Origin of the sequence: Bacillus sp. FDAARGOS_235, assembly GCF_002073415.2 — a bacterium.
Lineage (GTDB): Bacteria > Bacillota > Bacilli > Bacillales > Bacillaceae_G > Bacillus_A > Bacillus_A toyonensis.
The window spans coordinates 4,056,724-4,069,780 of record NZ_CP020437.2 but is presented as its reverse complement, the minus strand read 5'-3'; the positions used below and the strand labels follow the sequence as shown (position 1 = coordinate 4,069,780).

Annotated in this window: 14 protein-coding genes and 2 riboswitches; of the genes, 5 read left to right on the top strand and 9 right to left on the bottom strand. The window is 34.8% G+C overall.

The window, feature by feature from the left end:
* Positions 1-10 precede the first annotated feature (10 nt).
* Positions 11-120: riboswitch (SAM riboswitch) on the bottom strand.
* Positions 121-322: 202 nt separating this feature from the next.
* Positions 323-432: riboswitch (SAM riboswitch) on the top strand.
* Between the two features lie 95 nt (positions 433-527).
* Both metI and metC read left to right on the top strand, forming a co-directional pair.
* Positions 528-1,640, top strand: coding sequence for a cystathionine gamma-synthase/O-acetylhomoserine thiolyase (gene metI / locus A6J74_RS23200; protein WP_000103907.1), 1,113 nt, complete (start codon positions 528-530; stop codon positions 1,638-1,640).
* On the top strand, positions 1,637-2,800 hold the full coding sequence (metC, locus tag A6J74_RS23195) for a cystathionine beta-lyase (RefSeq protein ID WP_000122270.1): 1,164 nt from the start codon (positions 1,637-1,639) through the stop codon (positions 2,798-2,800). The genes metI and metC overlap by 4 nt, the downstream gene beginning before the upstream one ends.
* A gap of 369 nt (positions 2,801-3,169) precedes the next feature.
* On the opposite strand, the gene A6J74_RS30095 is transcribed toward metC, so the two are convergent.
* Positions 3,170-3,319 (bottom strand): hypothetical protein, encoded by a 150-nt coding sequence (locus A6J74_RS30095; protein ID WP_000521653.1) that lies wholly within the window; start codon positions 3,317-3,319, stop codon positions 3,170-3,172.
* Between the two features lie 540 nt (positions 3,320-3,859).
* On the opposite strand from A6J74_RS30095, the gene A6J74_RS23185 reads away from it, so the two are divergent.
* Complete coding sequence (locus tag A6J74_RS23185; protein ID WP_000379181.1) at positions 3,860-4,372, top strand: cysteine hydrolase family protein; 513 nt, start codon at positions 3,860-3,862, stop codon at positions 4,370-4,372.
* A gap of 428 nt (positions 4,373-4,800) precedes the next feature.
* Complete coding sequence (locus A6J74_RS23180; protein WP_000894375.1) at positions 4,801-5,091, top strand: ArsR/SmtB family transcription factor; 291 nt, start codon at positions 4,801-4,803, stop codon at positions 5,089-5,091.
* A gap of 143 nt (positions 5,092-5,234) precedes the next feature.
* On the opposite strand, the gene A6J74_RS23175 is transcribed toward A6J74_RS23180, so the two are convergent.
* Positions 5,235-6,347, bottom strand: a complete 1,113-nt coding sequence (locus A6J74_RS23175; RefSeq protein ID WP_000525127.1) for a class I SAM-dependent methyltransferase — start codon at positions 6,345-6,347, stop codon at positions 5,235-5,237.
* A 9-nt stretch (positions 6,348-6,356) separates the two neighbouring features.
* On the bottom strand, positions 6,357-6,986 hold the full coding sequence (locus A6J74_RS23170) for an MBL fold metallo-hydrolase (protein WP_000871413.1): 630 nt from the start codon (positions 6,984-6,986) through the stop codon (positions 6,357-6,359).
* 170 nt (positions 6,987-7,156) lie between these two features.
* On the opposite strand from A6J74_RS23170, the gene A6J74_RS23165 reads away from it, so the two are divergent.
* On the top strand, positions 7,157-7,330 hold the full coding sequence (locus A6J74_RS23165; RefSeq protein WP_000524850.1) for a DUF2759 domain-containing protein: 174 nt from the start codon (positions 7,157-7,159) through the stop codon (positions 7,328-7,330).
* Between the two features lie 81 nt (positions 7,331-7,411).
* On the opposite strand, the gene glcK is transcribed toward A6J74_RS23165, so the two are convergent.
* From glcK to phoU, 6 genes are all read right to left on the bottom strand, one after another.
* Positions 7,412-8,395, bottom strand: a complete 984-nt coding sequence (gene glcK / locus A6J74_RS23160) for a glucokinase (RefSeq protein WP_000391709.1) — start codon at positions 8,393-8,395, stop codon at positions 7,412-7,414.
* Positions 8,396-8,414: 19 nt separating this feature from the next.
* Positions 8,415-8,615, bottom strand: coding sequence for a YqgQ family protein (locus A6J74_RS23155; protein WP_000253699.1), 201 nt, complete (start codon positions 8,613-8,615; stop codon positions 8,415-8,417).
* 103 nt (positions 8,616-8,718) lie between these two features.
* Positions 8,719-9,297 carry a 5-formyltetrahydrofolate cyclo-ligase gene (locus tag A6J74_RS23150; protein WP_000656841.1) on the bottom strand — a complete coding sequence of 193 codons (579 nt, stop codon included), beginning with the start codon at positions 9,295-9,297 and terminating at the stop codon, positions 8,719-8,721.
* 104 nt (positions 9,298-9,401) lie between these two features.
* The gene (gene rpmG, locus A6J74_RS23145; protein WP_001265616.1) at positions 9,402-9,551 is read right to left on the bottom strand and encodes a 50S ribosomal protein L33; all 150 of its coding nucleotides are present in this window, start codon (positions 9,549-9,551) and stop codon (positions 9,402-9,404) included.
* Between the two features lie 69 nt (positions 9,552-9,620).
* Positions 9,621-11,975, bottom strand: coding sequence for a sugar phosphate nucleotidyltransferase (locus tag A6J74_RS23140; protein ID WP_000679287.1), 2,355 nt, complete (start codon positions 11,973-11,975; stop codon positions 9,621-9,623).
* A gap of 370 nt (positions 11,976-12,345) precedes the next feature.
* Positions 12,346-13,002 (bottom strand): phosphate signaling complex protein PhoU, encoded by a 657-nt coding sequence (gene phoU, locus A6J74_RS23135; protein ID WP_033657342.1) that lies wholly within the window; start codon positions 13,000-13,002, stop codon positions 12,346-12,348.
* Between the last annotated feature and the right edge of the window lie 55 nt (positions 13,003-13,057).

Below are 13,057 nucleotides of genomic sequence, written 5' to 3'. Positions count from 1 at the left end.
ATTGTTCCGCCTCTTATTATGCAAAACATTCGTTTTGCAGGTATTAGCACCGTTTCAAACATTTCGTTTGAAGGTTGCCGGGTTTCACAGGGCCTTTCCCTCCACCGCTCTCAATAAGAGTTGTCTTTATTATTTTATTTATGTAGCTAAAAGGAAATGCGTTCCCCTTTTAACAATGTTTGTTAATTTTTTATAAATTTAGCATGCACAAATATAAAAGTCAATGACACTTGCGGAAAAATAAAAATTATTTAAAATAAAGTTGCAATTCAATTAACTTTTGTTGTAAAGTTAAAAACATAATAAAAATTTCATACGAACATTCTTATCTAGAGAGGTAGAGGGACTGGCCCTATGACGCCTCAGCAACCATTAACATTTGTTAATAAGGTGCTAATTCCAGCAAATTGTGAAAGATTTGACAGATGAGAAGAAGACTCTATTCAATCCGAAAGCCTTCTTCTTAGAAGGCTTTTTTTTATTTTATATTCAACTACTGGTTCAATTTAAAAAGGAGGAATTTTTACATGTCAACTATCGAAACAAAACTAGCACAAATCGGAAATCGTAGCGAAACTACAACAGGAACTGTTAATCCACCCGTTTATTTCTCAACCGCTTATCGTCACGAAGGACTTGGTAAATCTACCGGCTTTGACTATTCACGAACTGGAAATCCAACTCGTGGTCTTTTAGAACAGGCAATCGCAGATTTAGAATATGGCCAACAAGGTTATGCCTGTAGTTCAGGTATGGCAGCTGTTCTCCTCGTCCTTTCATTATTCCGTTCTGGAGATGAACTTATTGTATCCGAAGATTTATACGGGGGAACGTATCGCTTATTTTCCGAACACGAAAAAAAGTGGAATGTTCGATGTAGATACGTAAATACACAATCTATTAAACAGATTGAGCAAGCTATCACAACTGAAACGAAGGCTATTTTCATAGAAACTCCGACTAATCCATTAATGCAAGTTACTGATATTGCCGCTGTCGCAACTGTAGCGAAAAGACACAGACTACTTCTTATCGTAGACAATACATTCTACACGCCTTATATACAGCAGCCATTAACAGAAGGTGCTGACATCGTACTTCATAGTGCAACGAAATATTTAGGTGGGCATAATGATGTATTAAGCGGACTTGTCGTTGCAAAAGGAAAGGAACTTTGTGAGGAAATCGCTCATTATCATAATGCCTCCGGTGCTGTCTTAAGCCCATTTGACTCATGGCTATTAATTCGTGGTATGAAAACTTTAGCGCTTCGCATGAAACAACATGAAGAAAATGCGAAAGCAGTTGTTACTTATTTAAATGATGAGGATGGTGTGACAGATGTCTTTTATCCAGGGAGAGGCGGTATGATTTCATTCCGACTTAAAGATGAAGCTTGGATTAATCCATTCTTACAATCTTTATCCTTAATCACATTTGCCGAAAGCCTTGGTGGTGTAGAAAGTTTAATGACTTATCCAGCAACGCAAACACATGCTGATATTCCAGAAGAAATCAGAACGGCGAACGGTGTATGTAATCGTCTTCTTCGATTCTCCGTCGGCATTGAAAACAGTAATGATTTAATTCAAGACTTAAATCAAGCCATTAAACTTGTAAAAGAAGGTGTGAGAATATGAGTTATTCTATAGATACACTCTTACTACACAACCAATATAAACACGATGCACAAACAGGAGCTGTTAACGTTCCCATTTATAACACATCAACATTTCACCAGTTTGATGTAGATACTTTTGGCAAATACGACTATAGCCGATCTGGAAATCCAACTCGTGAAGCTTTGGAAGATATCATTGCTTTATTAGAAGGCGGAACAAAAGGATTCGCCTTTGCCTCAGGCATTGCAGCGATTTCTACTGCTTTTCTCCTTCTTTCACAAGGCGATCACGTTCTCATTTCAGAAGACGTATACGGAGGCACTTATCGAATTATAACTGAAGTACTCTCCCGTTACGGTGTTTCACATACATTTGTTGATATGACCAATTTAGAAGAAATAAAGCAAAATATTAAATCGAATACGAAACTCTTTTATGTAGAAACACCATCTAACCCACTTTTAAAAGTAACAGATATTCGCGAGGTTTCTAAACTCGCAAAATCTATTGGTGCTCTTACATTTGTTGATAATACTTTTTTGACACCATTATTCCAGAAGCCACTTGATCTTGGCGCCGATGTCGTTCTTCATAGTGCTACAAAATTTATTGCTGGTCACAGTGATGTTACTGCCGGATTAACGGTCGTAAAAGATGCCGAACTCGCTCAAAAGCTTGGATTTTTACAAAATGCATTTGGCGCTATTTTAGGACCTCAAGATTGTTCTCTCGTACTTCGCGGTCTAAAAACATTACATGTACGTCTTGAGCACTCAGCTGCAAATGCCAATAAAATTGCACACTATTTACAAGAGCATGCTAAAGTACAAAATGTCTATTATCCGGGATTACAAACACATCTTGGATTTAATATTCAACAATCTCAAGCAACGTCAGCTGGAGCGGTCTTATCGTTTACTTTGCAGTCAGAAGATGCACTCCGCCAATTTTTATCAAAAGTAAAATTACCTGTTTTTGCAGTGAGTTTAGGAGCTGTCGAATCGATTCTTTCCTACCCAGCTAAAATGTCCCACGCCGCACTGTCGCAAAAAGCTCGTGATGAAAGAGGTATCTCTAATTCATTACTTCGCTTATCAGTCGGTCTTGAAAATGTTAACGATTTAATATCCGATTTTGAAAATGCCCTCTCTTATGTAGAAGAACCTGTAAATGCGTAGAGAGAAAAGAAGATATGAGATTAAGTTCTCATATCTTCTTTTTATGCGGTTTAGTATATTCTTTTTAGTGTTTTTTCTTTTTGTACTCAAATTTTTTTGTCTTCTTCAACCATCCTCCTCGTTAGTCTAATGAGGGGTAGCGTCAGGAAAATGCGGATTTACAACGCTAAGGAAATATCACTTATTAAAAAAAGCCGATTCCCCTCTCAAGGAATCGACTTTTTTATTTATTCTTAATGAACTAACGCATGCGTTAGTTCATTAAGAAAGATGTTTGAAAAAATAGCCTGTATATATTTGAACGATGAATAACTTACCTATTTCCTTTTGTTTACACCGAATACAAAACAATCAGACAAACAAAACATATTATTTATCTGTTTGTTTTTGCTTCTTTTTCAAATACTCCGCACGCAATTTTTCAAGTTGCTGCTTTTTATCAAATTTGGCAGGCGTCTGTTTTTCATGAAACTTTGCCACAGCTACCTGACTTTTGTAATCCAATTGATATTTGCCCACTTTGTTCACCTACTTTTCTTGTCTTTACAGAGAATCTATTCAACAAATATAATATACCTTATTTTACTGAAGCAAATCTTATTACTTTAGTAGTTTTTCTACTTACATCTATCTTAATCCAAATATCCCTTTATCTAACTAACCTGCCCCGTTAGTCTAAGTAGGAAACTTCACAATCTCAATAGAGTAAAACCTATCGGTACATAATCCAATCACCTTTCAATTAGACCTCATAATGTCTCATAAGACTTGTATCAAAATACTTATCGTTGTAAATGCGTATTTTCTTGACTCTACCCCAATTATAATAAAACAACTTTATTGTTTTTTAAAGAATTTTATTGTAAATGAAACTACTTTATTATCTCTGTACAAAAATTTAATCATTGGGGGTTTTGTTCATTCCCACTCATTATTAGCCTTCACCAATCGGGCGTTTACGGGCAGCCCGCCTCCCACAAATAGTGGGATAAAAGCACATCACTTATTTACAAATAATGGTTTTATCGATATATTAAGAAATACAAGGGGGTAAAAATAATGGATACTTGTTCTGATATTTTAATCGTTATCGATTTACAAAATGGGGTATGTTATAGCGGAGAGCATTTATTTGATTTACAAAACTTGCTTACAAAAGTAAATAAAAGAATTTCTTCATACAGAAAATCAAATAAACCAATCATTTTTGTTCAACATTGTGATGATGATTTAGTACCCGAAAAAGAACTTTGGGCTATTCATACTGATCTAGATGTTCAAGACCAAGATTTCTTTGTGAGAAAAACACATGCAAATTCATTTTATAAAACAAACTTAAAAGAAATTTTAGATCAATTATCTGTACATCGTATTGAATTTTGTGGCGCCCAAACAGAGTACTGTATGGATGCTACGATTAAATTTGCTCACGGACTAGGGTACGAAAACTTTATGGCACCTAAAATAACTTCTACATTAAACAATCCATTTATGTCCGCAAAAGAGACAATTGACTTTTATGAGAATATATGGAATCACAGATTTTTAAAGTTGCTAAAAGATGAGCTCTAGCATAAATGACGAATGACTTGATCATTCTAAGATTGATCAGCTACACTCAAGTGTCTCATTATCCTCATAAAAAAGCTGATTACATCGGGCTTCTTTTAACCTGTTTTATATTCTATATATAGCATTATAATTCCTTTGTCATATTATTTTAAAAATTTTGTATATTCATTTGAAAGAATAAGAAAATCATGATAAAATTGTGTTACAAATATATCTATATCTTTCAATTTTTAAAATGCATCAAAATTTTCGCCCAAAAGCGTCATTTTACAAAACTGTGCTAATTTATCCATTTTATTTACATCAGGGTCTCTTTTCTTACAATTTCTTTACTTTAGGAAATTTTTTCTGCAACAACTGTTTTCTTTTCTTTAATTTTTTGGTATGTATAGTATGGTATAACAGCTCACACGGAGGTGGAAAAGAACATGTTAGAAACCTTTCAAAAAGAAATAGAACTTTATGAAAGCAATGCAGAATTATTGAAAGTACTTGCTCACCCAGTTCGTTTATGTATCGTAAAAGGATTAATCGAGCGTGGTCCAAGCAACGTTTCTACAATGTACACTGGCTTAAACATGCCACAGTCTACAATTTCACAGCATTTAGCAAAATTAAAAAGTGCTAAAATCGTTTCTAGTGAAAGAAAAGGATTAGAAATTTACTACAAAGTAGAAAACGAAACAATTATTCAACTCGTTCGCGTATTATTAGGTTAGGGACTAATAAACAGAGAAAAAGAACGTATTCTATATTTTTCATCTCATATCTTTAATATAAATATATATCATGAGGGGAAATATATAATACTACATACGTCGTATTAAAAAACAAGACACAGAAATATGCTGTGTCTTGTTTTTTATATTGTTAAATACCGATTCAGATGTAAATTCTGTATGTCTTTCGTATGTATAACAACATCAAAGGCATTCCCTAATCCTCCGTTCAAAATCATAGAACGAATTGCTCGATTTTGTTTTTGAGTTTCAGAAAAAGGATTCGTATCTTGATGACTCGTAAGCTGTTCTAATATTCCTGCAGCTAACAAAAACTCAGATTGCTTCTTATGCCATACTGCACTCATTCCCTGAAAGTTAAAAATCTCCTTTAACTCATCCCAATGAATATGAGTAGTAAGATCCATTTCCCCTGGATACGCTAAAGGATTACGTATTAACTTATGCTTATAATACCCACGTAAACTTCCTTCCCGATGCGCAGGGTACGTCCATTCTGCTTTTGTGTATCCATAGTCAACTGTAATACATATACCTTTTTGAAACCATTTTGCAATTCCTTTTATATAATCTTCCATCGCAATTGGCACCTCAAAACGCTGCCCTTCTGCAATATGAATGTTATATTTCAGTAAGTAGCGACCGATTCTTTTATCTAACGGTCTACATACTTCAGCAAGGTTCCCTTCCTCTGTATACGTAATACGTACTTCATACAACATTCCATTTCTCTTCTCAATTACTTCAACAGGAAATGCATCAAATAACTCATTCGAAAAAAGAATTCCTTCGAATGACTCTCCCATTTTACTATAAGATGTATAATACGATACATTAGAAAATGAGCACAGATTCTCTTGTTGTAATTTTCTATGAAAAGGGCTCACTTCAATCATTGAATAGTTTAAATCAATAAAGGTTTCCGGAGATAATTGCTTCCATTCTTGTAAAACATCATAGGCAAACTTTCCTGTTCCCCCGCCAATCTCACAAATATTTGGAGCGACTTCATCATTCTCAACAAGACGAATAAAAAACTTAGCAAATGTTTTTGCAAAAGCAGAGGATACATTGCTACTTGTAAAAAAATCGCCTTGTCTTCCAATCTTTTCACGGTCCTTCATATAATAGCCATGCCCTTCTGCATACAATACGAGGTTCATATACGTACTATATGAAATCGAATAATCTTTCTCTTTCCCCATCCATTCTCTTAAAATGAGCTCCATCCCCATAATGACTCCTTATTGTAAAAATGGATTATTTTCTTTTTCAAAACCGATGCTTGTTTCTGGACCATGTCCACATAGCACCGCTGTTTCATCTGGCAATACGAATAATTTCTCTTCAATACTTCCAATTAATTCAGCAAAACTTCCACCAGGTAAATCAGTTCTTCCAATACTCATTTGGAATAATACATCTCCTGAGAACACTGCATTCGCCTCTTTACTATAATAAGAAATACTTCCTGGAGAGTGTCCTGGCGTCTCAAAAATTTCAAAATTAAATGAACCGACTGTTAATGTACCTTCTGCATCAATAATATGATCCGCTGGCTTAGCTGTAATACTACGGTTCATCATAAAAATTTGAGAGCCATTTACAGTTCCATCTCCTAACCAATCTGCTTCTTCTTTATGTACGTATACAGGAATATGGAAAGCGTCTCTTACCGCATCAACAGCACCAATATGATCAAAGTGGGCATGCGTTAATAAAACCGCCAGTGGTTTTAATTGTTCTTCTTGTAAATATGTAACGAGCTTCTCTCCTTCATGACCAGGATCAAAGATAATACACTCATTTTGATCATTCGTTAAAATATAAGCATTTGTTTGTAATGGTCCTAACGGCATTTGTTTCCATTTCATATGAAAATCTCCTCCAGTTATTAAACTTACTTTTAATGATACAACATTTCTTTCTCTTAGGAAAAGAAAGGATGCTATCTCGACAATCATTTTTAAAACATGTACAATGTAAAAGAGTAAATATTCTAAAAACTCATATTTAAGAATAGGTAGACAGAGGAGGATATTGTATGGGCCTTGTTATTATTTTTACGCTTGTCACTCTGTTAGCTGTTTTTGCTACGCTTAGAACACTTCGCGAAAAGAACTTTTTCGCAGGCGGCTTTGCAATTGCGACTGTACTCGTTTTCGGATGGTTTACGATCATGACTGTTCTATATAACGGGTATCCGCCAGCAGCTTAATTCACTTACATGTTATTCTTCATCAAGATTTTACGCAAAAAGAGGAAGGGTTTCCCCCTTCCTCTTTTCACATTTCACAACTTATATCATCTTCGCTTCGTATTTGTGCTTTTTTACAAGCCAAGCTCCTCCAATAACACCTGCATCATTACCAAGTATTGCAATGGCTAACTTCGTACTCTTTACAGCACGTGAGAAAGCATATTGCTCGAAATAACTTTGAATTGGTTCTAATAGTGCATCTCCAGCTTTAGAAACGCCTCCACCAATAACAATTTTCTCTGGGTTCAACGTACTAGAAAGATTCGCTACAGCTAATCCTAAATAAGAAGCTACTTTTTCTACTACTTCATTTGCTAGTTCATCACCTTGTCCGTGCGCTTCAAAAACATCTTTTGATGTAATACGTCCTTCTTCTGCTAACATAGAACGTAACATGCTTTCTTTATCAGTCTCTTGTATTTTCTGCATAGCAACACGCACAATACCCGTTGCAGAAGCTACTGTTTCTAAACAACCAGATTTTCCGCAATTACATGGGAAAGCATTTTCTGTAACGACTGTAATATGTCCAATCTCACCAGCAGCACCACTTACACCGTGTACAATCTCACCATTGGCGATTACACCACCACCGACACCAGTGCCAAGCGTCATACAAATTAAATCTTTTGCTCCTTCGCCAGCACCTTTCCACATTTCGCCAAGCGCTGCTAAGTTTGCATCGTTATCAATTACAACAGGTAACCCTGTTTCTACTTCTAGTAAATCTTTTAATGGATAGTTTTTCCACCCTAAATTAACCGCTTCATAAATCATTCCAGATGCCACATGCACAGGACCAGGAGCTCCCATACCAATACCAATTAACTTGCTTTTTAATTCGCCTAACTCTTCTAATTTTTTATCAATTGCCTTCGCTACGTCAAGTGTAATATGTTTTCCTTGCTCATTTGTATTCGTAGGGATTTCCCACTTATGTAAAATTTCACCGTATACATTAATAAATGCTAATTTAATCGTTGTACCACCAAGGTCAACACCAACTAACCATTTCTCTTCCATGTTGCTTACCTACCTTTATCTAATTCTTATTTAGCTCTTTTTGAATTTCTTGCTTCAATAAAAATAAAGCTGTTTGATAGTCTTGTGGATCGATTAGCTGTGACTGATTTAATTCACGTAGCTCATCTTGCATTAATTGCAAATCTGCAATTCGATCACCCGTATAAATAATCGTACCAAATTTCTTTAGCAATTGCTGAATATCATAAATAGATACCATTTCATCACCCTCTATGCTCACTTACTATAAAAAATTATAATAAGAAAACGTTCACATATTTTATTATAATCAAGAAGAAAAAGTCTCGTCAATTTTTATTTGTCTATACAAGCCCATTTATAACCATTGTTCCTTTTTCTGTAATAATTTTTTCTACATTTTTATCAAATGGTTCCACTGGAATTTGTTTTACCATTTGAAAATCATAAGCTAATGATAGCGTTTTCCCTTTATAACGCACGAGATAACGATCATAATAGCCCCCGCCGTATCCAATCCGTTCTCCTCGCTCTGTATAAGCTACACCTGGTACGATTTGAAGGTTAATTTCATCCGCATTCACTTCTTCAGTAAGCGATGGAATCGGTTCACGCAAATGCATATACACTGTTTCTAATTGATCAAAATTACTAATTTGCCGGAAGGACATTGTTCTTGTTCCTGTATTACACTTCGGAACTACAACTTTCTTTCCTTCTTCCCAAGCTTTTTCGATAATAGGATATGTATTCACTTCATTTTCCATTGAAAGAGTGATTCCAATTGTTTCAGCTTCAACCCACTCTTTTTGCGCATACAACGAAACTGCGATTTGCTCTGATAAAGTTGCATACTGTTCTTCCGATAAAGAATTCATGTGTTCTATTATTTGTTTACGTAAACGTATTTTCTCTTCTTTCACACATCTTCCCCCCTACAGTGACACTTTACTCTATGATGATAGTGTATCACTTTTAATATAGGAATCGAATAAAAAAAGAAACAGTAGGAAAATATTCCTACTGCTTACTTTGTTTCACGGTGTAACGTAGACTTCTTGTCACGCTTGCAATACTTTTTAAGCTCGATACGCTCAGCGTTGTTACGTTTATTTTTCTTTGAGATATAGTTACGATCTCCGCATTCTGTACATGCTAGAGTAATATTCACACGCATTCTTATTTCCCTCCAGTACTAATAACTTAAATCAGACTATACCATAATACCACTTTTAAAATAAAAATTCTACACCTTTTGATATTGTCTAATTTTTTCTATAAGATTTTTCATGTTTTCCCTTGCTATCACTGGATTTCTAGCATGTGAATACACCAAAAATTTTGGTTGTTTTGTATCAGAAACGATATAAGACCATTCTTTTTCGGTATATTTGAACTGCACTCCTTCAAATATACCTTCTTCCTTTCTTTCCATATCGGCCAATAATTTCCTCATCACTTTCCCTTTTTCGTTCCATGAACACACAACTTCATCATAAAGTAAATAAAGCGGCGGTGATTGCTCTACTATGCTAAGAAACGCCTTTTCTTGCAGTGCTATTAACTCGAATAACTTTCCAATTCGATATAAAATATCTCGTTTCCACTTTACTTGAAACGCCTTTTTTTCATCATGTATATAAAATAGAAGGTAACATTCTCCTAATTTCAAAGACATTGGGTAAATATTCCCTTTTGATTCCAGTAATAAGTCAGGAAGATCTATTTCTTCAAAATCTGTACCTTGGTAAATATTACTATGATTATCATATAACTCGAAATAATTTCCTTGCTCAGAAAACATAAGCGCCATATTCGCTTTACTTGATTTCATCAAAGCTTTCACATGATCTTTTTGTTCGCCCGCATAAATCCATGTAACTGTGCACCCAAGCCTTTGAAGAAAGAGCATAAGTAAATGTTGTAACATATCATTTCTCTTATTAATAAGAAGATGAAACTTTTGTTTTTGTATTTGTTCAATATCAATGCATTCTAATACAGCTTCTATATAGTCATTTAAAGAAACGTGGACTGGCGTATTTTGTCCCATTTCTTTCTCACATACGTAATAAAACGACTCGGACATATATACTTGTTCTATTGCTTTTTGCTGCTTATACGTTAACAGCATTCCATTCTTACCATACAGCTTTATAACAACTTCTTTTTCATTTTCCACTTGAACGAAAACCCCACCTGCACATTGCAAATTATGAATGCTATACTGAAAAAGTGACTCGTTCATCTCTTTACATTCCATCGTATGAATCCCGATACCATGAATAGCATGTAAAAATAAATTTTTATAAGAAGTTGTTTCTATATGTTCTTGACTCCCAATTAGTATGCTTTCCCCTTTTCCGAAAAGAGATCCATACGCCATCGCCACTTTTACAATAAATTGCGGAGTAATCTCAACATTCCCTCTCCCTACAATACGGCTTTTTTGTAACCAGCCAGCGCTTTTTTCACTTTCTTGAACACCAGCCGATCCTACTATCGAATGACTATCAATGGCCTTATAAGGCCATAATTTTCCTTTTTGCTTAATGACCGTACTCTTCCCTATATGACAATGATCCGCTACAATACTTTTTTGAAACAACGTAACGTCATCTTCAACCATTGTATGCTCTCCTATTGTCGTTTCTAATAGCTCACAATACTCCCCAATGTGAGCATTTGCAAAAACAATACTTTTTTGAAGATGAGAGTAACTTGAAACAATACTATTTTTCCCGATAATAGAGTACGGCTCAATTACAGCCCCCGCACCAATCTTTGCTCCTTCTCCAATAAAAGATGGGCCATGAATTTTCGTCCCTTTTCCAATCGTCACACCTTCTCCCATCCATACCATCGGTAACACTTCCGTATAAGGAATAGGTACTTGCAATTTTTTCGTTAACAAATCAAATTGTGCTTGTCGATATTGATCAAATGTACCAATATCTAACCAATAACCTTCTGACAAATATGCAAATAACGCGTTCTTATTTGCTAATAATGGAAACACATCTTGACTGAAATCAAAAAATTCTCGGGGTGGTATGTAAGAAAAGATTTCTGGCTCCATAATATAAATCCCTGTATTCACAATATTGGAGATTACCTCATTCCAACTCGGTTTTTCTATATATCGTGTAACCTCTTGTTCTTTGTTCATTACAACCAAACCGAATGAGAGTGGGTTTTCTACTTCCTTTACAAACATAGTTACCATTCTTTTCTTTTGTTCATGAAACGCAATTCCTTCTGATAATCGAAAATCAGTTAATGCATCTCCACTTATAACAACAAATGTTTCATCTAAAAAGTTTTCCGCTTGTTTAATACTTCCTGCCGTTCCAAGTGGAGGGGAGTCTTCAAAATAGTACAAGTTAACTCCCCATTTACTACCATCGCCAAAATATTGCTTAATGGCCGCACTCATATATTGAACTGTAATTGCAATTTCACGAATACCATGCTGACGTAACAATTCAATATTGTATTCCAAAACTGGTTTTTCTAATAATGGCAACATCGGCTTTGGAGTATTACATGTTAATGGTCTAAGGCGTCTTCCTTTTCCTCCAGCTAAAATAACCCCCTTCATATACTTCAGCCTCCACTTATATAATGTTCAATAAATCCATACACCATATGTATATTCTCTATCCCACATGAACTAGCAATATAAGCTTGATTGTTTCAACAAATCATTGTGCTATGGAAAATCTCTGCTTATAATCTTCTTCCATATAAAATGAAACTTTAATAAGAAGGGCTATTTTTATCACCCTCAAACAACAAAGAAAGCGCTTACTGTTAACTTAGTAAAAAAGCACTGAATAAAAACCAATAATACTAATTTTCCCATTATATTATGATACATCTTATCATCATAAACTAAAGGAAACAACGAGCTTTTTTTGTCATGTTTTGACTAAAAAAAGCAGGTGATTTCTCATCACCTACTTTCCTTCCTATTCATTCAATAAATAATGCTTTCCTTTTACTAAATAAAATACATTCTCAGCAATATTTGTAACATGATCTGCTACACGCTCAATATATCTTGCAACAAAGGATAATTGTGTAATTTGTGTAATAGCCTCTGGTTGTTCAGGGATCGAGGATATAAATTCACGAATTGCCTTCCCATATATTTCATCAACTGAATCATCCATCTCAGCAATTTGTTTAGCAAAAGTTAAATTTTCTTGTTCGTATGCTTCCAATGCTAAATTTAGCATCTTATGAGCAATCGCAAACATTTCATCAAGATTTTGCAAACTAACTGTTACTTCTTTTTCCCCAAGACGAATTGTGGATTTCGCAATATTAACAGCATGGTCTGCAATACGCTCTAAATCTGTCGCTGTTTTAATTGAAATAAAAATTCTTCTTAAATCACTTGCTACAGGCTGTTGCTTCGTAATAAGCATAAGAGCAAGATCGTTTATTTCCTCTTCTAAATTATCCATGCGGTAATCACCATCAATGACCTCTAACGCTTTCTCTACATCTCTTGTATGCAGACCTTCCATAGCAATTAATAAAGCTTCCTTTGCTAATTCACCAAGCTCAATTACCTTTTGCTGTAACGTTTTTAAATCACACTGAAACTGTTCTCTTACCATCGTTTCTTCCCCCTCAATATTATGTGCCATTTTATATAAATCTCCTATCTAACCT